Source organism: Streptomyces sp. QH1-20, from assembly GCF_041283565.1.
Taxonomy (GTDB): domain Bacteria; phylum Actinomycetota; class Actinomycetes; order Streptomycetales; family Streptomycetaceae; genus Streptomyces; species Streptomyces syringius.
Map to the genome: position 1 here is coordinate 1115157 of NZ_CP166299.1, position 24911 is coordinate 1140067.

Annotated in this window: 19 protein-coding genes and 3 pseudogenes; 13 read left to right on the top strand and 9 right to left on the bottom strand. The window is 70.1% G+C overall.

Annotated elements, in window-relative coordinates:
• Positions 1–106 precede the first annotated feature (106 nt).
• Positions 107–3337, bottom strand: a complete 3231-nt coding sequence (locus tag AB8O64_RS05020; protein ID WP_370418057.1) for a BTAD domain-containing putative transcriptional regulator — start codon at positions 3335–3337, stop codon at positions 107–109.
• A 212-nt stretch (positions 3338–3549) separates the two neighbouring features.
• Positions 3550–4515 (bottom strand): helix-turn-helix transcriptional regulator, encoded by a 966-nt coding sequence (locus AB8O64_RS05025; RefSeq protein WP_370418058.1) that lies wholly within the window; start codon positions 4513–4515, stop codon positions 3550–3552.
• Positions 4516–4610: 95 nt separating this feature from the next.
• On the opposite strand from AB8O64_RS05025, the gene AB8O64_RS05030 reads away from it, so the two are divergent.
• The 3 genes and pseudogenes from AB8O64_RS05030 (at position 4611) to AB8O64_RS05040 (ending at position 7002) form a co-directional block, all read left to right on the top strand.
• Positions 4611–4976, top strand: coding sequence for a VOC family protein (locus AB8O64_RS05030; protein ID WP_018091439.1), 366 nt, complete (start codon positions 4611–4613; stop codon positions 4974–4976).
• An 87-nt stretch (positions 4977–5063) separates the two neighbouring features.
• A pseudogene (locus AB8O64_RS05035) lies at positions 5064–5480 on the top strand (helix-turn-helix domain-containing protein); the annotation flags it as partial.
• Between the two features lie 155 nt (positions 5481–5635).
• Positions 5636–7002: pseudogene (locus AB8O64_RS05040) on the top strand (MFS transporter).
• On the opposite strand, the gene AB8O64_RS05045 reads toward AB8O64_RS05040, so the two are convergent.
• Together AB8O64_RS05045 and AB8O64_RS05050 are read right to left on the bottom strand one after the other, a co-directional pair.
• On the bottom strand, positions 6973–8904 hold the full coding sequence (locus AB8O64_RS05045; RefSeq protein ID WP_370418059.1) for a helix-turn-helix domain-containing protein: 1932 nt from the start codon (positions 8902–8904) through the stop codon (positions 6973–6975). The pseudogene AB8O64_RS05040 and the gene AB8O64_RS05045 sit on opposite strands and share 30 nt — an antisense overlap.
• Before the next feature lie 80 nt (positions 8905–8984).
• Positions 8985–9812 (bottom strand): 3-hydroxybutyrate dehydrogenase, encoded by an 828-nt coding sequence (locus AB8O64_RS05050; protein ID WP_370418060.1) that lies wholly within the window; start codon positions 9810–9812, stop codon positions 8985–8987.
• 117 nt (positions 9813–9929) lie between these two features.
• On the opposite strand from AB8O64_RS05050, the gene AB8O64_RS05055 reads away from it, so the two are divergent.
• The 4 genes from AB8O64_RS05055 to AB8O64_RS05070 all read left to right on the top strand — a co-directional run bounded on the left by AB8O64_RS05055 (position 9930) and on the right by AB8O64_RS05070 (position 14371).
• Positions 9930–11312 carry an erythromycin esterase family protein gene (locus tag AB8O64_RS05055; protein WP_370418061.1) on the top strand — a complete coding sequence of 461 codons (1383 nt, stop codon included), beginning with the start codon at positions 9930–9932 and terminating at the stop codon, positions 11310–11312.
• Between the two features lie 357 nt (positions 11313–11669).
• The gene (locus AB8O64_RS05060; protein ID WP_370418062.1) at positions 11670–12449 is read left to right on the top strand and encodes a GNAT family N-acetyltransferase; all 780 of its coding nucleotides are present in this window, start codon (positions 11670–11672) and stop codon (positions 12447–12449) included.
• Positions 12443–13489: a pyridoxal-phosphate dependent enzyme gene (locus AB8O64_RS05065; protein ID WP_370418063.1), complete on the top strand. Its 1047-nt coding sequence runs from the start codon at positions 12443–12445 to the stop codon at positions 13487–13489. Before AB8O64_RS05060 ends, AB8O64_RS05065 begins: the two co-directional genes overlap by 7 nt.
• Before the next feature lie 15 nt (positions 13490–13504).
• Positions 13505–14371, top strand: coding sequence for a TauD/TfdA dioxygenase family protein (locus AB8O64_RS05070; RefSeq protein ID WP_370418064.1), 867 nt, complete (start codon positions 13505–13507; stop codon positions 14369–14371).
• A 106-nt stretch (positions 14372–14477) separates the two neighbouring features.
• Here AB8O64_RS05070 and AB8O64_RS05075 read toward each other — a convergent pair whose 3' ends face one another.
• Complete coding sequence (locus AB8O64_RS05075) at positions 14478–16697, bottom strand: MMPL family transporter (protein WP_370418065.1); 2220 nt, start codon at positions 16695–16697, stop codon at positions 14478–14480.
• 266 nt (positions 16698–16963) lie between these two features.
• Between AB8O64_RS05075 and AB8O64_RS05080 the strand changes: the two genes are divergently transcribed.
• The 3 genes from AB8O64_RS05080 to AB8O64_RS05090 all read left to right on the top strand — a co-directional run bounded on the left by AB8O64_RS05080 (position 16964) and on the right by AB8O64_RS05090 (position 19515).
• Positions 16964–18157, top strand: a complete 1194-nt coding sequence (locus tag AB8O64_RS05080; RefSeq protein ID WP_370418066.1) for a sensor histidine kinase — start codon at positions 16964–16966, stop codon at positions 18155–18157.
• Positions 18154–18867, top strand: a complete 714-nt coding sequence (locus tag AB8O64_RS05085; protein WP_370418067.1) for a response regulator — start codon at positions 18154–18156, stop codon at positions 18865–18867. The genes AB8O64_RS05080 and AB8O64_RS05085 overlap by 4 nt, the downstream gene beginning before the upstream one ends.
• 216 nt (positions 18868–19083) lie before the next feature.
• Positions 19084–19515: a VOC family protein gene (locus AB8O64_RS05090; RefSeq protein WP_370418068.1), complete on the top strand. Its 432-nt coding sequence runs from the start codon at positions 19084–19086 to the stop codon at positions 19513–19515.
• 116 nt (positions 19516–19631) lie between these two features.
• Here AB8O64_RS05090 and AB8O64_RS05095 read toward each other — a convergent pair.
• The 3 genes and pseudogenes from AB8O64_RS05095 to AB8O64_RS05105 all read right to left on the bottom strand — a co-directional run.
• A pseudogene (locus AB8O64_RS05095) lies at positions 19632–19742 on the bottom strand (PhnA domain-containing protein); the annotation flags it as partial.
• A 124-nt stretch (positions 19743–19866) separates the two neighbouring features.
• Complete coding sequence (locus tag AB8O64_RS05100) at positions 19867–20628, bottom strand: hypothetical protein (RefSeq protein WP_370418069.1); 762 nt, start codon at positions 20626–20628, stop codon at positions 19867–19869.
• 365 nt (positions 20629–20993) lie between these two features.
• Positions 20994–21203, bottom strand: coding sequence for a hypothetical protein (locus AB8O64_RS05105; protein ID WP_370418070.1), 210 nt, complete (start codon positions 21201–21203; stop codon positions 20994–20996).
• Between the two features lie 584 nt (positions 21204–21787).
• Here AB8O64_RS05105 and AB8O64_RS05110 point away from each other — a divergent pair.
• Entirely contained in the window at positions 21788–22393 is a 606-nt protein-coding gene (locus AB8O64_RS05110) for a carbonic anhydrase (RefSeq protein ID WP_370418071.1), read from the top strand.
• Between the two features lie 64 nt (positions 22394–22457).
• Positions 22458–23939: a SulP family inorganic anion transporter gene (locus AB8O64_RS05115; RefSeq protein ID WP_370418072.1), complete on the top strand. Its 1482-nt coding sequence runs from the start codon at positions 22458–22460 to the stop codon at positions 23937–23939.
• Positions 23940–24025: 86 nt separating this feature from the next.
• Here AB8O64_RS05115 and AB8O64_RS05120 read toward each other — a convergent pair whose 3' ends face one another.
• Complete coding sequence (locus AB8O64_RS05120) at positions 24026–24220, bottom strand: hypothetical protein (protein WP_370418073.1); 195 nt, start codon at positions 24218–24220, stop codon at positions 24026–24028.
• Positions 24221–24560: 340 nt separating this feature from the next.
• Here AB8O64_RS05120 and AB8O64_RS05125 point away from each other — a divergent pair, with 340 nt between their 5' ends.
• Complete coding sequence (locus AB8O64_RS05125) at positions 24561–24908, top strand: hypothetical protein (protein WP_370418074.1); 348 nt, start codon at positions 24561–24563, stop codon at positions 24906–24908.
• Positions 24909–24911: the final 3 nt, after the last annotated feature.

A 24911-nucleotide genomic window follows, 5' to 3' on the forward strand; every position in this document is an offset into this window, starting at 1 on the left:
ATTGATCGAACATCTCTTTTTCATGGCGCGCCGCGGGATGGAAACGTCTCGCGACGTCTGTGCAGAGCTTGCCGTCAGTGAGCTTCAGAACGGCTTCAGAGCGGCTTCAGAGCCAGTCCCGCTCTCGCAACGCCGTCTGCGCGGCGGCCCGCAGTGCGTCATCGTTCAGGGTGGCGTACGCCGATACCGCCTCGGCATATGCGGCCCTGTCGGCTTGTTCGGCTGCCTGGCGGGAGCGCGCGGAGGACATGGTCGGCTGGAAGACGCGTAGGTGGCGGAAGCGTTCGGCCAGGGCGACCAGTCGCGTTCCCGACCTGGTGCGGCGCGCGTTGCTGGTGTTCGGACCGTGGTGGAGGTCGGCCATACCGAGCGCGAGCAGCAGCGCACCGCAGACGGGAAGGCTCGCGAGTTCCCTGTCCGTCCGGGACGGCGCGGCGGCGCGGGGGGTCAGGAGCGCCGGAAGCCGGTCGTGGAGGGCGGTGGTGAGGTCCTCGACGAGGTCGAGCCGACCGTATCGCGCGTGGGCGGTCACGGCGGCGGCCTGGATCTCCAGGGCCCAGGGCTCCAGGTCGAGTTCGAGGTCGAAGACTGGGCTGGCGGCGCTGCTTCGTGCTCCTTCGGCGGCCTGGCGCCATAGGCGCAGCCCGTTCTCGGTGTCGCCGCGGGCGAGTGCGATCTCGGCGCGTATTTCAAGGCTGGGCGAGAGGGTGTCCGGTGTCTCTTGCGGCTGGGGCAGCGTCGCTTGTGCTGCCCAGTGCTCGGCCTCGTCGAGGTCACCGGTGTGCAGGTTGGCGAGCGCCATGCTCCAGCGGATGCCGACCGGGGGACCACTCTGGACGCCTAACTCCTCCAGGACCTGTAGTGCCGACTGCAGATGGTGCAGTGCTTCGCGTCCCTGCTCGGCATGGAGGCACAGTCTGGCCATCCGGGCGGGAGCCATGACCTGGATCCACGGAATTCGCAGCTCCTTGAAGGCATCGAGCATGCGCTGAGCCGCTGACAGTGCACGGTCCGGGTCGTAGGCGTTCTCCCACACGAGGCTGGCCGCGCAGTTGGCCGCGCCGGCGAGCAGCGGCTCATCCCGGTCGCACAAGGTATTCAGCACCGAGTGATCGGGGCGCAGGAGTTCGGGTAGGGCGCACAGTACGGTCGAGACAGCTCCGACCAGGGAATTTGGCGAGGCAGGGGGCAGTCGGCGCAGGGCGACGAGGGTGCGCGCTGCTCCGGGGCCGAATCCGAGGAACAGGACCGTGGCGCACATGGCCGCGGCGGTCCGGGTGACCTCGACGAAGTCGGGTTGGGGCCGGAAGTGGGAGAGCAGTGGTCCGGCGTCCTGGGCGAGCGGGATGAGGCGAGGGTAGTTGGCCTCCGTGGTCCACAAGGTTGCGAGCACCGCGGTGGTGGCCACGACCGTGGCGCCGTCCTCCTGGGCGAGGCCGAGCCGAAGCGCCTGGACGAGGTTGTCCTGCTCGGCCCTGATCCGGTCCCAGGCCCCGAAGGAGTCGGTCCCGAAGAGCACGTCGTGATGCCGCCTCCCGAAGTCGCGCGCCCATGCCAGGTACTGGCGGGTCACGCAGCCGTCCTCCCCGGACCGCGCCCGCTGGGCTGTGCAGAACTCCCGGATCGTCTCCAGCATGGAAAAGCGCGCGCCGGAGACGGTGTCCACCATCTTGACCAGCGACTGGTCAACCAGGTCAGTGAGCACCCCCAGCACCTCGCCGCCGCGGAACAGGCCACCGAAGAGCTCGTCGTCATCAAGTAGATGCCGAGCGGCGTCCGCCGTGAAGCCGTTGGGAAAGACCGACAGCGCGCGCAGCGCTGCCTGCCCTGCTGGGTCCAGGAGGTTCCAGCTCCAGTCGACGACGGCGTGCAGGGTTCGATGGCGCTGTGGGGCGTCCCGCGCCCCGCCCCGCAGCAGGGTGAACCGGTCCGCCAGCCGGTGGTTGATCTCACCGACCGTCATGACCCTCACCCGCGCCGCCGCCAGCTCCGCCGCGAGCGGCAGCCCGTCCAGACGACGGCACAGCTCGGCCACCGTCCCGGTGGGCAGCTCGACACCGGGGCGGGCGGCCCGGGCCCGCTGCCGGAACAGTTCGACGGTCGTCGGCAGATCCAGCTCCGGCAGCGGATGCACCGATTCGGCGGAGATGCCGAGGGGAGCCCGGCTGGTGGTGAGCACCCGCAAGTCGCGGACCATCGACACCAGGGCCTGCACCAGCTGTGCAACGCCGCCGATCACGTGCTCGCAGTTGTCGAGGACCAGTAGCGTCGGCCCGGGCCCGAGCGCGCCCGCGATGCCGGTAAGTACATCGGCGGGGGCAGCGGACGGGAGCGTGTGGGGGCGCAGTGACTGGCCGGCTCCGAGAGCCGAGGCGACCTCGCCGGCCACCTCCGCATCGCTGGTGATACCGGCGAGCCCGACCAGATGCACCACCCGCTGCTCCGCCTCGCGGCTCACCACGTGTGCGAGGCGGGTCTTGCCCAAGCCTCCCGGCCCGATGATCGAGGTAACCCGGGAGGTCCGCATCAGCTCCGCCACCGCGACGATGTCGACATCCCGGCCGAGCAAGGGATTGGGATCGTGCGACACCCCGCGGCGTAGTGCGGGCGCTGCCCCCCGCAACAGGTCCTGATGTACGCCCTGCAGCGCGGGCCCTGGATCGGAGCCGAGCTCCTCGCGCAGGCTGCGGCGGTAGCCGTCGTACGTGGCCAGAGCGGTAGCGGGGCCCACGGTGGCCGCCTGGCAGCGCACCAGTTCCAGCAGCGCCTCCTCGTCCCGCGGCAGCTCCCGCACCAGGTCCGTGAGCGGTTCGACCGCCTCGGCCCGACGGCCGAGCCGCGCCAGGGCCAGAGCACGGACCCGTACAAGCGACCAGTACGCCGGGGCCCGCTGCGCACGCAGCGCGGAGACCGGATCGCTGGGGACGTCTCCCTCGCCCCGCATGCTGTCGGCCTCCCACAATGCCAGGCCCGTCTCAGCTTCGGTGAGCGCCGCTGCCAGGTCCTCCCTTCGTAGCCGCTCCGCAGCCGCCACGGCGCGGAGCAGGACGGCGGAGCTGTCGACCTGCTCCTCATCCAGCGTGAGGCGATAGCCCGTCGCAGTGCTAGCGATCACGTCGGCGCCGAGGAGACTCCGGGCCCGAGCGACCAGAGTCTGCAACGCCTTCACCGGATTCTGCGGCTTCCCGTGCGCCCAGAGGCCGTCCACCAGGAACGCCGTGCTGCGCCCCGTGCGCAGCTCGCCCGCCAGAAGAGCGAGCAGGCCGCGCAGCCTGGGCGCAGTGACCTCCTGATCGCGATAGGAAACCCGACACAGCAGCATCAGTTCAATAGCCATCAGAACAGTTAAGCAATGGCCCACGGTGGGCACAGTCAACACGACGAACGCGACCTGCCAACCCCGCCCGGGTCCGGCCCACCGGCCCGAAAGATCCAGGCAAGCCGGCTCCCGCACGCAATGAGCCACAGTCACACGGCCTGTTGCGGAGCCCGATGCCTAGCTGTACCGACCGGGGACATTGATCGAGAGCAGGGCGTGCCGCTTAGCAGTCACGAGGCTGGGACCGAGTGTCTTTCAGCCAGGTCCTTGGCAAGCTGGCTCATGCGTTTGCGGGCTGTCTCCGGGGTGAGTATCTCGATGTGGTCGCCGAACTGGAGGAGCTGACGCACTGACTCGATGTCGGGGTAGCGGACGACGACGGTGCACCAGCCGTTTTCCGTGTCGGAGACATCGTGGATGCGGGTGCCGAGGATGCGCCGTGCCAGGTCGAGGCCATTTTCTCGCAGACGGACGGTCACGCTCACGCGACCTGGCCTCTCGGTGCGTTCCTTCAACGCAGCCCACCTGGTGCGGAGGGTCTCATCTGGTCGGAGAACAGCTGGCGCGTCGAGTTGTTCGTAGGCCGAGAGCCGTTCCAGAGCGAACAGCCGACCGGTCCCCTGGTCGTCGGCGATGAGATACCAGCGGCCTGATTTCACCACGATCCCGTACGGGTCGACCACCCGCGCCGAGGCCTGTTTCTCGGCGCTGCGCCGGTACTGGATTCGCAGCCGGCGTCGGTGGCGCAGGGCCGAGGCTAGATCCGATACGTCCACCGCTGGCTTTGAGTCAGCAAGCCACGCGTTGCTGTCCACCAGTACCAGGTCCGCCAGTCGCAGCAGGCTCGGCGACTCAGGTGCTGCGGCCTGGCGGGCGGCGATCTTGCGCGCGGCCGACTCCTGCACCGCGGACAGGCCCATGCGCTCAAGTTGCGCGCTGTCCAAACCAGCCACGGAGAGGACCTCCAGCTCTGGTGGTTCCAGATGGGATGTGTTGAGCCGTGCACCGGGGAGCAGAACGATTCCACCGTTCCGCCCGCGTTCGGCATAAACAGGCACACCTGCTGTGGAGATCGCCTCGACATCCCGCAGCACAGTCCGCCGGGACACCTCCAGACGCTCGGCGAGCTCGGTGGTGGTGATGCGCTGACGTGTCTGCAGGAGCAGCAAGAGGTGCAACAGCCTCGAAGCCTTCATACTGACCAATGCTCGCAGAAAAGGTGACAGGTTCTGTCGCGATGAGGCGATCAACTGGAGCGGTACCGAGGATTCAACGATCTGAGGAGCGCTCTATGCCCGCCCCCAACCTGTTCCTGATCTACGTCCGCAACGCCGAGGCCGCTACGGCCTTCTACAGCGACCTGTTCGAGATCGAACCGACCTTCACCAGTCCCCACTACGTTGCTTTCGAGGTAGCCCCCGGCGTCCTGTTCGCGTTGTGGACGGGGGGCAGCGAACACGCGGTCCCGACCACCCCTCGCACGAGCGAAGTCGGGCTGATGGTGCCAGGAGCAGCGTCCGCAGTCGACGAGATCTTCACGAGTTGGGTCTCGAAGGGAGTCCATGTCGTGGAGGAGCCGTACGACGCTGTCTTCGGCCGCACGTTCGTGATCACGGACCCCGACGGCAACCTCATCCGGGTCTCCCCGGTGGACTGAGCTGCACGACCCCTACCCACTATGTTCGTTCTCGAAGGGCCGGCCACACACGATGGCCGGCCCTTCAACCTGTCCAGGAGCTCAGACATGTCACATCCGAACGCTGCCCTCACCCCGCGCCACCGTCTGAAAGTCGCACGACTCGTCGTTGACGACGGCTGGCCAATCAGCGAAGTCGCGGCCCGTTTCCAGGTCTCCTGGCCCACCGTGAAGCGCTGGGTCGACCGCCACCTTGCCGGCGAGTCAATGCCAGACCGCTCGTCCCGACCGAAGACCTCGCCGAAGAAGACGCCCACGGCAGTATCGATGCGATGCGTCAGCTTGCGGAGGCGATTGAGGGAGGGCCCAGTTCAACTCGCGACACGACTCGGCATCGCCGCGTCGACAGTCCACCGTATCCTCACCGCGGCGCGGCTGAACAGGCTGTCCTATCTCGACCGTGCCACTGGAGAACCCATCCACGCTTACGAGCACCCGTACCCCGGCTCGCTGGTGCACGTGGACGCGAGTTGGGCTCCTGACGCCACCCCTCGCCCCTCGGTATGGCTGCCACACTCACACCCCGGACCAACACTATGGATCCCCACAACATAGGCCCCCCACCCGCCACTTCCTACGGTAGGGCGACGCAATGCCACGCCCTACCGCACCCGGAAGTGATGACCATGGCCGCCCCCAACTCGCTCCCCCGCATCGTCGTCGCCAGTCTCATCGGGACCACCATCGAGTGGTACGACTTCTTTCTCTACGGTTCCGCCGCCGCTCTTGTCTTCAACAAGCTCTTCTTTCCCGACTCCGATCCTCTGGTCGGCACGCTGCTGTCGTTCCTGACCTACGCCGTCGGCTTCGCCGCGCGGCCGGCCGGGGCGTTGGTGTTCGGGCATTACGGCGACCGGCTGGGGCGCAAGCGGCTGTTGGTGGTGAGTCTGCTGTTGATGGGGAGTGCCACCTGCGCCATAGGGGTGTTGCCGACGCATGCCACGGTCGGGGGCCTCGCGCCCGTGCTGCTCACCGTTCTGCGGCTCGTCCAGGGGTTTGCGCTCGGGGGTGAGTGGGGTGGTGCGGTGTTGCTGGTGTCCGAGCATGGGGATGCGCGGAGGCGGGGGTTCTGGGCCGCGTGGCCGCAGACCGGGGCGCCGGCCGGGCAGTTGCTCGCCACGGGGGTGCTGTCCGCGCTGACGGCCACGTTGTCGGACGAGGCGTTCCTGTCGTGGGGGTGGCGGGTGCCGTTCCTGTTGTCGGGGCTGCTCGTGGTGGTGGGGCTGTGGATCCGGCTGTCCGTCGACGAGTCGCCCGTCTTCAAGGCCGCCCTCGCCCGGGCGGAAGCGCAGAAGAGGCAAGGTGATGTCGCCGAACGGATGCCGCTCGTGGCTGTCATGCGTGACCAGTGGCGGGACGTCCTGATCGCCATGGGGGCGCGGATGGCGGAGAACATCGTTACTACGTCATCACTGCCTTCATCCTTGTCTACGCGACCGAGCAGACACAGCTGTCCAAGCAGAGTGCCCTCAACGCCGTTCTGATCGGCTCGGCCGTGCACTTCGTGGTCATCCCCGCGTGGGGTGCCCTGTCGGACCGGATCGGGCGCCGGCCCGTCTATCTGCTGGGCGCCGCGGGGGTGGGGGCCTGGGCGTTTCCCTTCTTCGCGCTGGTCGACAGGGGGTCACTCCCGTCGCTGATCGTCGCCGTCACGGTGGGGCTGGTCCTCCACGGTGCGATGTACGCGCCGCAGGCCGCCTTCTTCTCCGAGATGTTCGCGACCCGGGTGCGGTACTCGGGCGCGTCGATCGGGGCCCAGTTCTCGTCCGTTGCGGCCGGTGCGCCGGCTCCGCTGATCGCCACGGCGCTGCTCGCCGAGCACGACAGCGCGACCCCGATCGCCCTGTATGTGATGGGCGCGGCGCTCCTCACCCTGGTCGCCGTCGCCTGTGCCCGGGAGACCCGGAACCGCGATCTCGCCGACGGTGCCGAGGAGTCCGCCGGGCACGATCGGCATTCAGCCGCGGCCACCACCGAGCGCCGGTGAGAGCCCGTGCAGGCGCAGTGCGAGCTGGATCTCCAGGGTTCGGGCCGGTGATTGCCAGTCCGCGCCGAGGAGTCGGCCCACGCGGTCCAGTCGCTGCGCGACGGTGTTGACGTGCACGTGCAGGGCGTCCTTGGTGCGGACCGGGCTCATGCCGCCGGCGAAGTAGGCGTTGAGGGTGGGGATGAGCGCGGTGCCGCGCCGGGCGTCGTAGTCGACGACAGGACCTATCGTCCGGGTGACGAACTCCCCCACGTGGGTGCCCCCGTGCGGGCCTGTCAGCAGCAGGCCCAGAAACCCGAAGTCGTCGGCCGCCGCGCCCTCGCCGCCGCGGCCGAGTGCGTGCAGCACGTCCAGGCAGCGGCGTGCTTCGGTGTACGCGGTGGCGACGTCGCCGGGGCGGGCGGCCGGTGCGGGGACGGGCGTGGAGGCGCCGACCGTGACGGGTGCGTGCGTCGCGGCCCCGAGGCGGCGTGCGGTGTTCCGGGCGGTCGTGGTGGCGCTGTCGCACGGGCCGTGGGGCAGGAGCAGAACGACGCTTCCGTCCCGGGCGACGGCCAGGCCGTGGCCGGTGGCGGCCAGATGGGAGGCAGCCGACCACAGGCGTTGCCGGTCGGCCGGTGCATCGGCGCGTTCGTCGGCGATGCGGGCTGCGAGGGCGAGGTGCGGGGTGTCGAGGTCCGCGTGCAGGCGGACAGCGCGTTCGCGCAGGAGGCGTGGGGCGCGGTCGGGGGCGTCGAGCAGCTCGTCCAGGAGTTCACCGCGCACACGCTGTTCGGCTTCGTCCGCCGAGCGGCGGGCCAGTTGCAGCAGTGAGGTGACCATGGCGGCGCGCTCCAGGGTGCGCCGGTCGACGGGGTCGAGGCCGGGGCGGTCACGCAGGCGCAGGGCGCCGAGCAGTTCGTCGCCGGCGGACACCGCCGCGATCCAGTGATCCCCCTGTAGGACGGCGCGTCCTTCGGTGCGGGAGCGTTCCACGGCGGACGCCGGTCCGTGGTCGGGTGCGAGGAACTCGACGTGGCCGTCGAGGACTTCGGCGACCGTTGCGGCGACGTCGTGGACTCCTCCGCCGCGCAGGACGAGCTCGGTGAGCCGGTCGTGGATGTCGGCCGCGCGCTCGACCGCGGCGCTGCGGTCGCGGATGATCGCGTTGGCTGCTTCGAGTTCGGCCAGCGCGGAGCGCGTCTCCGCGAGGAGGTTGGCGGTGTCGATGGCGATGGCGGCGTGGGCGGCGAAGGACGCGAGCAGGGCGATCTGCTGCCGGTCGAAGACGCGGGAGCGCCGGTCGGCGGCGAAGAGGACACCGATGACACCACTGCCGAGCTGGAGCGGGACGCCCAGGATCGCGACGAGTCCTTCGTCGCGCACACCGGAGTCGATGATTGTGGTGTGCTGGAAACGGGGGTCGTTCAGGTAGCCGTCGGTGGCGTACGGGCGTGCCGTCTGCGCGACGAGCCCGCCCAGCCCCTCCCCCATGCCCAGCCGCAGTTCCTGGAAGCGTGCGGAGACCGACCCGTCGGTGACCCGCATATAGGTGTCCCCGGCGACGGCGTCGTGGAGAGTGAGGTACGCGGCGTCGGTGCCCAGCAGCGAACGGGCTCGCCGCACGATGGCCCGCAGCACCGCGTCGACGTCGCGCAGCCCCGCCAGGTCGTGCGCGGTGGCGATGAGCGCCGAGAGTTCGGCCTCACGTCGTCGGCGGTCCTCCAGTTCGGCCCGCACGCGCAGGGCGAGGTGTTTGGCGCGCTCCACGGCTGCGAGGCGGGCCGGTGGTTCCCCGTCGGCGCGGGCGCGCAGGACGGGCCGTTCGTAGGCCTCGGCGGACGCGCCGCCCGCGAGCAGCGCGAGATAGGTGGCGGAGGGGCTTTCGCAGTGGCCGTCGGAGCACATGTCGTCTAAGCACATGGGCACAGGCTGACCGACGGGCGATGCGTGAGCCGACGACGGGTGGTCCGTCGACGGGCCTGCCGGCACCGGGTGGCCCGTCAGCGAGCGGTCCATCCGCCGTCCATGGTGAGGGTGCTGCCGGTGATGAAGGAGGCATGCGGCCCGCAGAGGTAGGCGACGGCTTCGGCGACCTCTTCCGGTTCGATGAGCCGTTTGAGTGCCTGTCCGGCCAGCAGCACCTCCGTCAGAACGCGTCCGACGGGCAGGGAGTGCGCGGTGGCCTGGTCGGCGAGCTGCTTCTCGACCAGCGGTGTGCGTACGTAGCCGGGACTCACGCAGTTGGAAGTGACGCCGTGGGGCGCTCCTTCGAGCGCGGCGGTCTTCGAGAGCCCTTCGAGGCCGTGTTTGGCGGCCACATAGGCGGACTTGCAGGGGGACGCACGCAGCCCGTGGACGGAGGAGATGTTGACGATCCGCCCCCAGCCCCTGTCGTACATGTGCGGCAGAGCTCCCCGCAGGAGCCGGAAGGGTGCCTCCAGCATGACGGTGATGATCCGGTGGAAGACATCCGGCGGGAAGTCCTCAAGGGGGCGGACGCATTGGATGCCGGCGTTGTTGACGAGGATGTCGGTCCCGGCTGCCGCGACGTGCTCGGCCGCGTCGAGGTCGCCGAGGTCGAGCACCACGGCTTCGACACCGCCCGGCAGGCCCGTCGCTCTCCGGCCGAGCGCGTCGAGGCCGACAGCGTCGAGGTCCAGGGCGCGCACCGTCGCCCCGGCGGCGGCGAGCCGCAGGGCGCAGGCCGCGCCGATGCCACTGGCGGCGCCGGTGACGAGGGCGGTGCGCCCGGCGAAATCCACACAAGGACCCGCGACATCAATAGCGTTGAGGGGAACGTCAGGAGGGGCGGGCGTGGGGTCGGTCATACGGAAAGCCTAGGAAGGCGGTGCCGGCGGATCGATGGGGTGCGGACACGTAGCGTCCGCGCTGCGGATGGGTACCGGCCACATAAACCCGGCCAGCAGCCTGGATAACATCCCTGCATGGCACACACATCCATACACCGACCCGTGGCACAGGCGCTGTCCCTGACGCTCGCCCTGACGGCATTTCTGGGCGCTACCGCCGCCACCGCGACAGCGGCCGGGCCGCAGGCCGGGCCGGCCCCCGTCCTCTCGGCCTCCGACCACCAGGTGGTCACCGGCCTGGAGCGGTACGCCCACCGGTTGCGCACCGCCGAGCCCGGCGGGTCCGGGAACGACCTGGCCGCGTTCGCCTCGATGACGCGCGGGGCGAACATTGTCGGGCTCGGCGAGGCCTCGCACGGCTCGAAGGAACTGTTCACCGTGAAGGACCGGTTGCTCCGGCAGCTGGTGACGCGGGAGGGGTTCTCCGCCTTCGCCATGGAGATCAGCTGGTCGGCGGCCGCCCGGATCGACGCGTACGTCCGTACCGGCGAGGGCGACCTGCGGCAGATCCTGCGGGAGGAGTTCCAGGACGGGTACTCCCTGTTGAACACGGAGGAGTTCCTGAACCTCTTCAACTGGGTGCGTGAGCACAACCGCACCAGTGCGCGGCCCGTCCGGATCCTGGGCCTGGACTTCTCCGACGCCGCACCGGAGCAGTACGAGCACATCCTCACCTGGGCAGAGGGCCACGAGCCTGCTCTCGTGCCCGAACTCCGCCGCCGCTACGCCACTCTGCGCGCCCTGCCCACCGGGGTGGCCGCGCGCATGGCGGCGTACAACGCCCTGCCGCTCGGTGAACGCAAGGCGATCGAGAAGGACGCGGCGGCTGCCTACCGGCTGCTGTCCGAGGCCGGGACGCAGGATCCCTGGGTGTTGCAGGAGGCCCGGGTGATCTCGCACATGGCCACGGAGTACACCGTCGACTGGAGTGATCCGGCCCAGGCCAAGGCCGCGAGCCGCCACCGCGACCGGATCATGGCCGAGACCGCCGTGTGGTGGCAGCGGCAGACCGGCCGGCGGCTCGTGGTCTCGGCGCACAACGGGCACGCCGCCTACGAGTCCGCGGTGCCCGAGTCCTACCCGGTCACGATGGGGGCGGACCTGCGTGAGCTCGTGGGCCGGGAGTACCTCGCCGTCGGCACCTCGCTGAACAGCGGCGACTACCGCGCCAAGACGGCGACGGGAGAAGCGGGTACCTACAGCGTCGGTCCCGCCGCGCCCGGCAGCAACGAGTACACCCTCGACAAGGTGCGCTACCGCGACTTCTATGTCGACCTGCGCGCGGCGCGCCGCGATCCGGCGGTGGCCGGCTGGCTGGACACGGCGCGTCCGACGTTCGTCATCCCCGGCCGGTACCCCAACCAGCCGACGCCGCCGCTCGCGCTGGGCCGTGCCTTCGACGTCGTGGTGCATCTGCACACGGTGGGGGCGTCCGTGCCGGTGCCGCAGCCGGAGTGACGAACGCTCGGGGGCTGCCGCATGCGCTGACGAGCCGGCGGCGGCCCCTGCGGCGCGGGCCGGCGTCAAGGAGGCCGCCCACCGCCCAACGGCGCTCCGGCCGATCCGCCCCTGCTCGCCGGGGAGACGTCGACCGGGCAAAACGTCACCATCCACAGCCCAACACCGCCCAGACCGTCACGTAACGACAGGGCACTGCCCCGGACTATCCCAGGGGCGGTTTCCGGACGCACATGACCGATCATGACCGGATGCATTCTGTTGCGCGGCTGTCGCCGTGATGCAGGCTGAATTGTCCTGCCGCCCGGCCAGCCGCAGGAATGACACACGAATCCCTGGCGTTTGACGTGAGTAGGCGTGAGAGAGGCGGACCGCACGGTGCTGGTCGAGTTAGCGAAGGAGGACTACGCGCGCGTCGAGCCATTATTCGGGCCGCAGTACCCGAATCTGGCATTCGTGCACGGCGTCCTCGACGAGAAGTTACCCGGCCGTGTGTGGGTGCACGAAGAGAACGGGGTCCCGGTCGCCTGTCTGATCGCCACCCTTTCGCCCTTCTGCTTCGCCGCGGGAACCCTGACCCGCGCCTTCTTCGACCAGGCCCGTACCCTCCTCGAGGGACGCGGCGCGGTCCAGATCGTCCACCCGTCCGAGCCGGGCATCGGCGAACTGGCGGCCGGCAGCGGCTTCACCCCGGCCCTGCGACGGCAGTTCAGCCAACCGCTCGTCGGCTGGAGCGCCCCCGAGCCGGAACTGCCGGACGGTTTCGAACTGGTCCGCATCGACGCCGAACTCTTCGACCGGCTCGACTCGCCGATGGCCCGCAGCATCTTCGGCTCCGGCGCCGACTACGCCGAACACGCCATCGGCTTCGCGTTGCGCAAGGACGGGCGGATCGCCGCCGACGCCCATGGCGTGCTGGGCGGCGGCCTGTCCGAACTGGGTACCTTCGCCCACCCCGACTACCGCGGCCGGGGACTTCCCTCGTTCCTGCTCGCCGAAGTCACCCGCTGGAGCGTGAGGAACGGCCTGCGGGTCATCATCACCTGCGCCGAGGACAAGCAGGCCAGCATCTCCATGGCCCACAAGCTCGGCCTGACCGAGGACTTCCTCTACCCGGTCGCGGAACTGGCATGCTGACCTCCCACGACATGCACGCCGTCTCGCCCACGGCCGTGCGGAACATGCAGCAGCTCATCCGCCCGTACATCCGGCACACCCCGCTGCTGCGCTCCAAGGCACAGAGCACCGCCGATGTGTACATCAAGTGCGAGAATCTCCAGCTCACCGACTCCTTCAAGATCCGTGGCGCGCTCAGCGCGCTGCACGGATACCGCCGGTTCGAGCCCGACACCTGGCACCACATCGCCCGGCACGGCGTGGTGACCTGCAGCTCGGGGAACTTCGCACAGGGCCTCGCCCACGCCACCGCCGAACTGGACCTCGCCTACTCCGTCGTGGTGCCCGAGGGGATCCCGCGCGCCAAGCGGGACCAGATCACGCGCTACAACCCGATGGCACAGATCCTCGAGGTCCCGTACGCCACCTGGCGGCAGACCATGACCACCTCGCGCTACCCCGAACTCCCCGGATTCTTCCTGGCGTCCGAGAGCAACCCCTACGTCGCGCTGGGCTGCGCCACGGTCGGGCTGGAGATCCTGGAAGACCTCCCCGACGTCGATGCCGTGCTCGTTCCGTACGGCGGCGGACACCTCGCCTACAGCATCACCTCGCTGCTGCGCGCGTCGGGCAGGGACATACCGGTGTACGCCGTGGAGATCAGCACGGGGGCGCCGCTGACCGCCTCCCTGCGGGCGGGCCGCCCCACGGACGTGCCGTACGAGAAGTCCTTCGTCGACGGCATCGGCGCCAGCTTCGTCCTCCCCGCACAGTTCCAACGGCTCAAGGACAAGCTGGCCGGGGTCTTCACCGTGACCCCGGACGAGATCGCGAGTGCGCTGGCGTCGCTGGCGTTCACCGACAAGATCGTCTGCGAGGGCGCAGGCGCGGCCGCGTACGCGGCCGCGCTCAAGCACGCCACCGCGCACGGCTGGCGCCGGCCGTGCGCGATCGTCAGCGGCGGTGTGATCGACCCGAATGTCCTCGTGCGCATCCTGGCCACCACCGCGTCCCTGGACACCACCGACTCCCTCGCCGCACCCGCAGGACAGCATTCCTAAATCCCGAGGAGAAGCATGAGTACGTCCCTGCCCACCATCGAGCCGGTCAGCCCTGCCATCGGGGCCCGGGTGCTCGACATCGACCTGTCGCAGGACCTCACCGACGAGGTGTGGACGGCCGTTCACGACGCCTTCCACCAGTACAGCGTGCTGGTCTTCCCCGGCCAGGACCTCGACGTCGAGCAGCAGAAACGATTCGCTGCGCGGTTCGGTCCGCTTCTGAGGCACGACCACCTGCTGCCCATGACCGTGGAGGGGCACCCCGAGTGCATGGTCCTCCACAACAACGAGCAGAAGCCGCCGGGCCTGAACTCCTGGCACACCGACAACAGCGGCTGGGCCGAGCCCCCGCTCGGCACGGTGCTGCACGCCAAGACGACGCCCAAGGTCGGCGGCGACACGCTGTACTCCAACATGTACCTCGCCTTCGAGACGCTCTCCGAGCCCATGCGGGAGATGCTGCTCAAGCTCACGGCGATACACGACGTGCGCAAGGCGTTCGGCGCGGACTACGGCAACCTCCAGCGGTCGCTGAAGAAGAAGGGCATCGACCCGGACGAGCAGTTCGCCGACCAGGAGCCGGTGGAGCACCCCCTGGTGCGCACGCACCCGGTGACCGGCAGGAAGGCCCTGTACATCTCCTCGCCGTACGTGACCCGCATCAACGGGCTCACCGACTCCGAGAGCCGGGCGATCCTGGAGTTCCTCTACCGGCACATCGAGACCAACGAGCTGATCTACCGCCACGCCTGGGCGACGGGTGACCTCCTCGTCTGGGACAACCGCTGCGCCCAGCACCTCGCGGTGGCGGATTACTTCCCGCACGAGCGCCTGATGCACCGCATGAACATCGCGGGCGAGAAGCCGTTCCTGACGCTCTGAGCCCGCCCCCTCCCGTAAGGCAGCGGCATGGTGGCCAGGAGCGGTCCGATGAGTCCTGGATGACTCACCGGACCGCTCCTGGCCTCACTCTTGCCCGCCGGGCCGGTCAGGGGACAGTGACGTGGTCCCGGTGCGGCCGGCCGGCCCGGGAGTCGGCGTGGTGGCGGCCCCGGTCCCGGCCCGGGCGGACCGGCCACCATGTGCTCCGGCCGAGGATCGCGGCGAGTGCGGGCACCAGCACGATGGAGAGCACGAAGGCGGAGAGCATGATGCCGAGCGCCGTCGCGAAGCCGATCTGCTGGGTGGAGGGTTCCGCGTTGACGGCGAGGCTGCCGAAGGACGCGGCGAGGACGACGCCCGCCGTGGCGATGGCGGGTGCCGTGTGGCGCACGGCGCGGGCGACGGCGGCGCGGGCCGGCCCCGGGCGTTCCATCTCCTCGCGGATGCGGTCGCTGATCAGGATGTTGTAGTCGGTGCCGAGGGCGACGACGAAGAGGAACAGCACCAGCGGCAGGACGAAGTTGACACCCGGCTTGTCGAGCAGGTGCTGGAAGAAGAGGGCCGAGGCGCCGAGGGTGGCGGCGAAGCCGAGGCCGACGGCGATCATGAGGACCGCCGGAGCGAGCAGGCTGCGCAGCAGGACGAGCAGGATGAGGGCGATCAGCACGGCGGCGACCGGGAAGACAATCTTCAGGTCGTGGTCGACGGCGGTGGAGATGTCCGCGAAGATCGCGGCCGTGCCGCCGACGTGGGCCTGAGAACCGGCCGGGGTGTGGCGGGTGACGGTGTCACGGACGGGTCCCGAGACGAGGTCACGTGCCTGCTGTGTCTGGCTGTCGGCGGTGAGGTAGAGGTCGATGCGGGCGGCGGTGCGATCGTCGTTGAGGGTGGTCCTGCCGACACTGCCGACACCCTTGACCTGGGCAAGGGCCTTGGGCAGGGCGTCGAGTCCGGCGGCGGTGAGGGTGCGGCCGTCCTTGGCGGTGACGTAGACGGTGGCCGGATCGGACACTCCGGCGGGCAGCGCGCGGGAGATCTCGGCGGACGTGGCGGCGGCCGGGGTGTCGTGGGTGCCGGTGGTCTGGCCGAAGTCCATCCGGATGCCGACCAGTCCGGCCGCCAGCGCGCCGAGCAGGGCGACGGAGGCCAGCACGAGAGTGAACGGGCGGCGGGCGACCAGGTCGCCGACGCGCGCCGCCGTGCCGCCGTGCGGTTCACGCTTGAGGGAGCGGGACGGCCAGAACATCTTGCGTCCGCTGACCGCGAGCAGCGCGGGCATCAGGGTCAGGCTGGCCAGCAGCATGACGAGCACCGAGACGGCGATGGCGGGGCCGAGCACACGGAACTGTCCGAAGGTCGCGATGCCGAGGGTGGCGAAGGCGGCCACGATGGTGAGGGCGGCCGAGGTGATCGCCGTGCCGACCCGTGCGCTGACCTCGGCCGACACGACGCGCGCGGGCAGGTCGGGGCGGGCCCGCAGCTGTTCGCGGAAGCGGAAGAGAAGGAAGAGGAAGTAGTCGACACCGATGCCGATCAGCACGACGCTGATCATGTTCGGGGTGGAGGTGTCGAGCTTGATGCCGGTGAGCATCGCGGCGCCGACGACCGCGCCCGCGGCCGCGCCGCCGATGATGACGACCGCGAGCAGCGGCACGATGGCGGCCAGCGCGCTGCGGAACACCAGGATGTTGATCAGCACGATCAGACCGACCATCAGGACGCCGACGACCTTCTGGGTGGTCTCCTCGGCTTCGGCGGTGTCGACGAGGTCGGCCAGGCCCCCGGTGAAGCCGGCGCGCATCCCGGCCTCCGCGAAGTCGCCCTTCGCCCGGTCGCGGAAGACACGGTAGAGGTCGTGCAGGGCGGGGTCCGTGGAGTTGCCGGTCAGTTGCACGGAGAGCAGCTCGAAGCTGCGGTCGGGCGCGACCATGGTGGGGCTGACCTTGGGCGTCTGGGAGTGATCCCGGCGCAGGAAGGCGGGGTCGTCGTCCTCCTTCGGCTCGGGCATCGGGACGCGCCGGTGGCCCAGCCGCTCGGCGACGGTGCCGATCCTGCGGTGGTCGGGGCCGCTGAGGGGCTTGCCGTCGGCGCGGGCGACGAGCACGGTCACCGCGTTGGCGTCGGGCTTCACCCCGAACCGCTCCTCGGCGATCTTCAGTGCGGCGGCCGAGTCGTACTTCGCGGGCAGGAAGTCACCGCTCTGGGTCTGGGTGACCCGGTAGATCAGCACCTGGCTGAGCATGGTCAGGGCCAGGCCCAGCACCGCCCAGAGGGCGATGACCTTCCATGGGTTGCGGGTGGAGAACCCGGTCAGGGCGCGGATCACTTTTTCCTCCGGCAGTGGGTGGAGCGCCGGGTTCTCCCGGCCGTTGTCCAGCTCATCAGCGCCGAGGGCGGAAAACGTCCGGGTGCGGGACGAGAAGAGCCTGGGAGCGGGGGCCGGGAGGAGCCGCCGACCAGGACCGTGGTCCTGGTCCGGGGATCGGCCCAGGGGTCCGGGGCGGGGGCTCTGAGCCGGTGCCAGAATGGATCAAGAGATGACAGTCGTGGTGTCCCGGCAACAGCCGGCGGGCGGCTGGGGGGAGGACCACGATGTCGACGACGCGCTCTGTACCCGGGGCGGCCGGGGCCCCAGGGGGGTTGCCGGGCGGTGACGCGCTGCCGTGGACCCGTAACGACGGCCTGGTCGCGGTCGGGGCGGCGGCCGTGGACCTGATCGGTTTCACCCTCACCAGCCAGGTCGAGCGGGGGTTCGTCCCGGCAGCCGGGTGCGTGCTGTTGGTCGTGTCCGCGCTGCCCCTGCTGGCCCGTCGCCGTGCCCCGGTGCTGACGCTCGCAGCCGTCCTGCTGCTCGGCCTGGTGCTGAACCTGAGCGTGCCCGTGGAGCAGCACTTCAACGCCACGGTCGTGGTCGCCCTCTACACGGTCATACGGTCCAGGAGCGCGGCCGTGGCGGCACCGGCGACGCTCCTTGCCGTGACGATGCCGCTGGTGGGACAGACGTCGTGGTCCCAGCCGAGGATCGTCGACCTGGTGGGCAACGGGTCCGCCGGGTTGCTCGTCGTCATCGCCGCGACCGTGATGAACCGCTGGCACAGGGACATCGAGGCCAACCGCCGGCTGCTCGCCGACCGCGCCGTGGCCGACGAACGGCGACGCATCGCACGGGAGTTGCACGACATCGTGGCCCACCACATCACCACCATGCAGTTGATGGCCGGGGGTGCCCGCGCCAACCTCTCCCGTGACACGGAGGTGGCCAGGGAAGCGCTGATCACCCTGGAGGGGTCCGGGCGGATGGCACTGCGGGAGATGCGGCAGCTGCTCGACGTACTGCGGGCCGGTGAGGAGGTCGAGGAGGAGCCGACCGCCCCGCAGCCGGGGGTCGGGGACCTGGAGCGGATCGTCGCCGAGTCGTGCCGGGCCGGGCTGCCCACCGCTCTCGACGTGCGGGGCGAGGAGCGCCCGTTGCCGTCGAGTGTGGGCCTGACCGTGTTCCGGATCGTCCAGGAGGCGCTGACGAACGCACGCAAGTACGCGGGCGGGTCGCGGGCGTCCGTACGGCTGACGTACGAGCCGGACGAGGTGGCGGTGGAGGTGACGGACGACGGCGCGGGCGCGGATGCGGGATTCGGGCCCGGGTCCGGTTCCGGTTACGGCCTGGTCGGGATGCGGGAACGGGTCGCGCTGCACGGCGGGACGCTGAAGACGGGCCCCTTGGACGGGGGCGGGTTCCTGGTGTCGGCCCGGCTGCCGCTGAAGGCCGATGAGGGGGCACTGCGATGAGCGAGGCGACGGTGGACGGCATGGGTGACACGACGGGCGGGCGGACGATCAAGGTGCTGATCGCGGACGACCAGCCGCTGGTGCGGCGCGGACTGGCGCTGATCCTCGCGCCCGACCCGGCCTTCGAGGTCGTGGGCGAGGCGGGGGACGGCGCGGAGGCGGTGGCCCTCGCCCATCGGCTACGGCCCGACGTCGTCGTGATGGACATCCGGATGCCGGTGCTCGACGGGGTCGCCGCGACCGGTCAGCTGGCGCGGGAGCTGCCAGGGTGCCGGGTACTGGCGCTGAGCACCTTCGACATGGACGAGTACGTAGTGGCCGCGCTACGCGCGGGCGCCTACGGGTTCCTGCCCAAGGACATCTCGCCGGAGGAACTGGTCGCGGCGGTCCGGGTGGTGCACACCGGGGAAGCCACGGTCGCGCCCCGGCTGCTGACCCGGCTGATCTCCACCTACGTCAGGGCCCCGCACCGTCCGAAGCCCCCCGTCGCGAACACGGGCGAGCTCACACCGCGCGAGCTGGAGGTATGGCGGCTGATGGCCACGGGGCTCGACAACGCGGAGATCGCGGGCGCGATGGACATCAGCGTGTCGACCGTGAAGAACCACATCACCAGTGTCTTCGGGAAGCTCGGTGCCCGTGACCGGGCCCAGGCGGTGATCGCCGCGTATGAGACGGGACTGGTCGAGGTGGGCCACGGCCGGGGGTAGTGGCGGCCAAGGGGCGGGCGGCAGCGGCTGCGCGGCCTGGCCGGTCGGTATCCGGGCGAGTTCGGGGCGGGCCTGGGCGTTTCGACGTGCGCGACGGCTTCCTGGGGGCGACGGTGGATCCGCCCTGGTGTTCGCGGTCGCGGCCCGTACGGTTGTCTTCGGCTTCGCCAAGGGCGATCCGTTCGGTCGGAGCCGCTGAGTTTTGAGGAGATTTCCATGAACTGGACGCTCGAAGTCATTCCGGTCCCTGTCGCCGACATGGACCGGGCCAAGGAGTTCTACGCCGAGAAGGCCGGCTTCAAGGTCGACCTCGACGACGAGGTCGCCCCCGGTATGCGCGTCATCCAGATGACCCCGCCGGGCTCGCGTTGCTCGATCGCGATGCTCCAGGGGATGCCCGCCGCGCCCGGTATGAAGACGATGGAGCCGGGCACTCTGCAGGGTCTCCAACTCTGTGTCACGGACATCGAGGCGGCCCGCCAGGAGCTGGTGGGGCGAGGCGTGGACGTCTCCCCGGTGCGTCACGTCGGCGCGACGGGCTGGGAGGAGGGCAAGGGCGAGACCTGGAACTCGTTCATGTCCTTCGAGGACCCGGACGGCAACGGCTGGGGGGTCCAGGAGGCCCCGTCGGAGCTGTCGGAACGCTGAGCCCCGGGCCGGAGGGCGGGAGACCGGCCCCCTCCGGCCGCGGCCCGCCCGCCGGTCCACCACGGCGGACTCTCCGGGATGCCGGGAGCCGCCGCTACGAGCGGCGCGGCACCGGGTCAGGCCTTCTTGACCACGCTGGACTTGAGCTGCAGGGGACCGAACCCGTCGACCTTGCAGTCGATGTCGTGGCCGTCCACACCCTCCACGAGACGGATGTTGCGCACTTGGTGCCTGCGGTCAAGGAACCGGCCCGCCCGACCGAGGGCCTTACGCTGCGCCTCGTGCGGCCCCTTCCCACGGCAGGGTGTCACCGCTGGGAGGGGAGACCGCGCGGCACGCACCGGCAGACGGTTACGGCTGGACCGTGACCGGCTTCTCGGCGCGCAGGTCGCTGACGTAGCCGTCCTTGACCACACGCATCCAGTAGGAGTGCGGGCGGACCGAGGCGGGAATGTCGGAGGCACGCTCCAGCTTGCGGTCCGTCGAGGTGGCACCGACCGGGACGTCCCGCTGGAACGTGTAGGGGTGCCAGATGCCGACCTCGCTGCTGTAGAACGGCTTGCGCTCCATCAGGGCGACCAGGTCCGGGCTGCCCTGTGCCGGCTTCCAGTTGACGCGGACAGTGGCGGCGTCGAGGCGGTCGACGGACGTCAGCTCCGGCGCCTTCGGGATCACCGAGGAGGCGGCGGGCTTGAGGTCGGCGCTGCGGATCGTCCGCGGCACCCACGGTTCGTAGTGCTCCGGGTTCTCCAGCTTCCCCGTGACCCGGAGCGTGGTGGGCGCCTGGCCCTGCCCGCCCGCGCACGCGTCGACCTGGACGACCTTGCGCCACTCGCCGGAGAACCTGACGAAGTCCTCCTTCTGGACCGGCAGCTCACGGACGGTGCCACCGAAGGTTCCGCTCACGGAGTGCGTGTAGCGGGAGTCGTCGGAGCGGACCACCTGGTAGCTGCACCGGTCCACGGCCGCGGCACGGGCGGTGATCGCCGACTGGAGCGACGGCGCGCCCTCGGGGGGGGCCGGCGACGCCGCTGTGGCGGCGCCTGCGCCCGAGGCGAGGGCCCCGAGGCTCAGCGCACACGTGGCGATCGCGGCGGCTATGCGAGAGGGCATGCATCCTCCTGTGACATCCAACGGCTCACGCGGAGCCGACGAGCGGCACGGGATGCCCCGGACGCGAGTCGGCCTTGATCGGGATCCCGATCAGGACCGGACGCTACCGGCAATCAACATTCAAGAAGAAGTCAAAAACCAGCAAAGCGAAGGTTTTACGTCAACTTCCTTCATTCGACATCCAGGGTGGCGTCGACGATGCGGGCACGGGCGCACCGTCCGGCAGTCGGGTGGACACGCGCCGGGTGCGCACCGGCGGACCACCCGTCCGCCGACTCGACACGCCCGGCGGGGTGGCGACGAAGTCGCTGACGATGGCGCGAAACCGCGCATCACCCCCGGCCCACACCGTCACCTGCCTTGGGTTATCGCCCTTCGCTGCCGCCGTTCTCCGAGTCGTCCTCTTCGTCCGCCTCGACGGCCGGGGCCGGGGAATCGGTAGCGGCTGCGTCCCTCTCCGCCCTCTCGCGTTCCGCCTTCTCGCGCTCTTCCTTCTCCCGGCGCTTTCGTGCGAGTTCGGCTGCCATCCTGTCGGAGTGCAGCCGCATGTCTGCTTCAGCCTTGCGGTCGAACACGGCGGTCTCCCCCCGTTGTGCGGTAGGCCGGCTCCTGCCGGGCCGGCCAGGCATGCCGATCTCACCGCCGGGCCCGAACATGGCACGTCGGCCGGCATCTCGCATGCTGCTGTCAGCCTTTCCCGCCCCGCGCCTCATCGATGTCGACGGCCGACGGCCCGTGGTTGCCAAGGGCTCTTCTCACCCCCGGGGGCGTACGCCCCCGGGGCACGTCCAACACGACGCGCCAATTACCCATCCAAAAGTATTACTTGGCCATTCCTTGACATCGATCCCCTCAGGTAATGTGCGGGCAAAGACATCGCGGCCGTCGCGCAACCCCTGCTGTCCGCACCCCCTGACACCACGAGGCGAGCGCCAACTCATCCGGCGTGGCGTGGCCCGGACCGAAGATGTCTCCGCGTCACCACCGCGCCTCAGGGTGCTGCGGGCCACAGCCCGCGCCCCGGCGCTCCGCACCGCAGGACCGTCGGCGTGCATACGCCGGCCGGGAGCCCCACGGGGGCTTCCGCACCTCCCCCGATGATGACCTTGAGCACACCGCGCCCCGCAGGAAACCCGCGCAGCGCAGGAGGAAGGCCACCATGAAGACCCTGGTAGACAACGCACGATCGTTCCCCATGCACGTAGCCCAACGGGCCGAGGAATTCCGCGCGCTGGAGGTCGGCCAGTGCCCGGACGTCCTGTTCATCACCTGCTCCGACTCACGCGTCGTCCCCGCACTCATCACCGGTGCGCGCCCGGGTGAGCTCTTCGAGCTACGGACGGCGGGCAACATCGTGCCCGAGTACCGCAGCGACCGTCCGGCCGGGGAGATGGCCACCATCGAGTACGCGGTGCGCGTGCTGGGGGTCCGGAACATCGTGGTGTGCGGGCACTCCCACTGCGGCGCGGTCAGCGCCCTGGTCAAGGGGGATGACCTCTCCGCAGTGCCGGCCGTGCGGGGCTGGCTGGAGCGGGCCGCGCCACGGGCCGTGCGGGAGACGACAGCCAGTTCTCCCGACCTGGCGGAGGCAGTGCAGCGCAACGCGGTCGCCCAGGTGGAACGGCTCAGCGCCTACCCCTGTGTGCGCGAGCGGGTCGAGCAGGGGCAGCTGTCGGTGCACGCCTGGTACTACGAAGTACACACCGGCGCGGTGCGTGCGCACCGGCCGGAGTCGGCGGGGTACGGGCACTTCCTTCCGCTGTGACGCCGCCCTCCCCCCACGGGCCCTCCCGGTCCTCTCTTCCCCCACAGCGAGAGGAACCCTCCCCATGTTCTCCCTCCGCAAAGACCCGGACACCCTGCGGCGTGATGTGCTGGCCTCGCTCGTCGTGTTCCTGGTGGCTCTGCCCCTGTGCGTCGGCATAGCCGTCGCCTCCGGGGTCCCCGCTGAACTCGGTCTGATCACCGGCATCGTCGGCGGCCTGGTCGTCGGTGCCCTACCCGGTAGTGCGTTGCAGGTCAGCGGGCCCGCCGCCGGCCTGACGGTCCTGGTCTTCGAAGCCGTCCAGAAATTCGGGCTCGGGGCCCTCGGGGCCATTGTCCTGGCGACCGGCCTGCTCCAGCTGGCCCTGGGGGCGCTGGGGATCGGCCGGTGGTTCCGGGCGATCTCGGTCTCGGTCGTCCAGGGCATGCTCGCCGGCATCGGCCTGGTGCTGCTGTTCGGCCAGCTCTACACCATGGCCGGCGTCAAGCAGCCGCGTTCCGGACCCGAGAAGATCATGGGTATCCCGGAGCTGGCCGCCGACCTCGCCACCGGCAGCCGGACGCCGACCGCCTTCGCGGTCGGCGCGGGAACCATCGTCGTGCTCGTGCTGTGGCAGAAGGCCCCGGCCGCTCTGCGCACGGTGCCCGCGCCGCTCGCAGCGGTCGCCCTGGCCACTGCCACGACCGCGCTGGCCGGCCTGCCGGTCGCCCACGTCGAAGTCCGAGGACTCCTCCAGGCCGTTCAGCCGCCGGGAGCAGAGGCCTTCACCTCACTGATCGGCCTGGCCGCCCTGAGCACGGTGCTGGCCTTCACCCTGATCGCCTCGGCGGAAAGCCTCTTCAGCGCCGCCGCGGTCGACCGCATGCACGACGGCCCCCGCACCGACTACAACAAGGAACTCATGGCCCAGGGTGTGGGCAACACCCTCTGCGGCGCCCTGGGCGCCCTGCCCATGACCGCCGTCATCGTCCGCAGCGCGACCAACGTCCAGGCAGGGGCCAGGACTGCACTCTCCCGCTTCCTGCACGGAGCGTGGCTGCTGCTGTTCGCCGCCCTCCTTCCGGCCGCGATCGGCATCATCCCGCTGGCCGCACTCGCCGGCGTCCTCATCCACGCCGGCTGCAAACTCATCCCCGTCAAGGAACTGATCCCCCTGTGGCGCGACGAACGCGGTGAAGCCGTCGTGCTGGCCGTCACCGCCCTCGCCATCGTCACCACCAACATGTTCGAGGGCGTCCTCCTCGGCCTGCTTCTCGCCGTGCTCAAAGCCGCCTGGGAGACCTCGCGCGTTCACCTTCAGGTCCACGAACCGGCCTGTGGCCCTGGCCCCCTCGTCGTCACCCTCACCGGCAACGCCACCTTCCTGCGCCTGCCGCACATTCTCGACACTCTCGAAAAACTCCCCGCCCACCGGAACGCCGAACTCGATCTCTCACAGCTGCACCACCTCGACCACGCGTGCCGCACCGCGCTCGACACCTGGGCGGAACGCCGCAGCACCCCGGCAGAAGCACTCACGGAGGTGACAACGTCCCGAGCACCCTGAGGTACGGATCCGCCACACAGCGCCACTGCGCCTCGGTGGAGGAACCCGCACCTCTCCGGCCCCCCGACCATCACCTCGGATCGGGATCAGGGCCGGGGTGTCCTCTGTTCCGGGTCGGCCGCGTATGCGGCGCAGTCGGGGTTCTGGCACGGGCCGGGGCCCCAGACGGGCACGAAGATCCCGAAGCGTCTGTGCCGCTCGACCACCGTCTCCACGGGGTGCCGGCAGACCGGGCAGACATGTCCGGCCTGCGGACCGGTCCTGTGCTGGTTTCTGCCCATGCCTCTACGGTATTGCCCAGCGGCGGCAACCGCTCCTACCGGGAGTCGATCGCAGGTCTGGCCGGAATCCTGCCGAAGGTGTCGGCGGACCGGGTGCTGGCGGACGCCAACCGCGGCGGCGGGCTGGTGGAGACCGGCGAGGGCCGTGCGAACATCGCCGAGGAGTACGCCTGCGGCTTCAGCTGGGATGTGGCCCATGACCAGGTCGACGCATCACGGCGGCCACAGGGGATCACCACGTCGTACGACGACTTCGGTTCCGGCTCCACGTTGTTCGTCTCATGGCACGGCCTCGGCGGCGGACAGGACCACGGCATGCGGGTCAGCATCATCAGCTGGGGTGCCGGGGCGCAGCCGAGATACCGCCACGTCCTGCTGGTGGAGCCCTACAGGGATTCCGCGGGCCGGTACACGTTACGTCCTCCCCCAGGTCGGCGCGTACGACAACGCCGGTCTCAGGCTGCGCTTCTCGGCCGTCTCGGTGGACCGGACGACCACGCCCCACAGCCTCCTGGTCAGCGAATACGCCGAGAACGGCATCATGGCCTACGGCGACGAATTCCGGGGCCGGCCCAACCGCAGCAAAAAGCCCAAGGTCGTCCGCTGGCCGCTGGTACCGGGACGGAGTGACCGGACCGGATCGCTGTCCGCCACGTCAGCGCCGGCCGGACCCGGCGCGGACAGCTGATGT

Coding starts and splice junctions, on each gene's coding strand:
- AB8O64_RS05020 (WP_370418057.1), bottom strand. CDS start 3,337: ATGGCTATTGAACTGATGCTGCTGTGTCGGGTTTCCTATCGCGATCAG.
- AB8O64_RS05025 (WP_370418058.1), bottom strand. CDS start 4,515: ATGAAGGCTTCGAGGCTGTTGCACCTCTTGCTGCTCCTGCAGACACGT.
- AB8O64_RS05030 (WP_018091439.1), top strand. CDS start 4,611: ATGCCCGCCCCCAACCTGTTCCTGATCTACGTCCGCAACGCCGAGGCC.
- AB8O64_RS05045 (WP_370418059.1), bottom strand. CDS start 8,904: ATGTGCTTAGACGACATGTGCTCCGACGGCCACTGCGAAAGCCCCTCC.
- AB8O64_RS05050 (WP_370418060.1), bottom strand. CDS start 9,812: ATGACCGACCCCACGCCCGCCCCTCCTGACGTTCCCCTCAACGCTATT.
- AB8O64_RS05055 (WP_370418061.1), top strand. CDS start 9,930: ATGGCACACACATCCATACACCGACCCGTGGCACAGGCGCTGTCCCTG.
- AB8O64_RS05065 (WP_370418063.1), top strand. CDS start 12,443: ATGCTGACCTCCCACGACATGCACGCCGTCTCGCCCACGGCCGTGCGG.
- AB8O64_RS05070 (WP_370418064.1), top strand. CDS start 13,505: ATGAGTACGTCCCTGCCCACCATCGAGCCGGTCAGCCCTGCCATCGGG.
- AB8O64_RS05080 (WP_370418066.1), top strand. CDS start 16,964: ATGTCGACGACGCGCTCTGTACCCGGGGCGGCCGGGGCCCCAGGGGGG.
- AB8O64_RS05085 (WP_370418067.1), top strand. CDS start 18,154: ATGAGCGAGGCGACGGTGGACGGCATGGGTGACACGACGGGCGGGCGG.
- AB8O64_RS05090 (WP_370418068.1), top strand. CDS start 19,084: ATGAACTGGACGCTCGAAGTCATTCCGGTCCCTGTCGCCGACATGGAC.
- AB8O64_RS05100 (WP_370418069.1), bottom strand. CDS start 20,628: ATGCCCTCTCGCATAGCCGCCGCGATCGCCACGTGTGCGCTGAGCCTC.
- AB8O64_RS05110 (WP_370418071.1), top strand. CDS start 21,788: ATGAAGACCCTGGTAGACAACGCACGATCGTTCCCCATGCACGTAGCC.
- AB8O64_RS05115 (WP_370418072.1), top strand. CDS start 22,458: ATGTTCTCCCTCCGCAAAGACCCGGACACCCTGCGGCGTGATGTGCTG.
- AB8O64_RS05120 (WP_370418073.1), bottom strand. CDS start 24,220: ATGGGCAGAAACCAGCACAGGACCGGTCCGCAGGCCGGACATGTCTGC.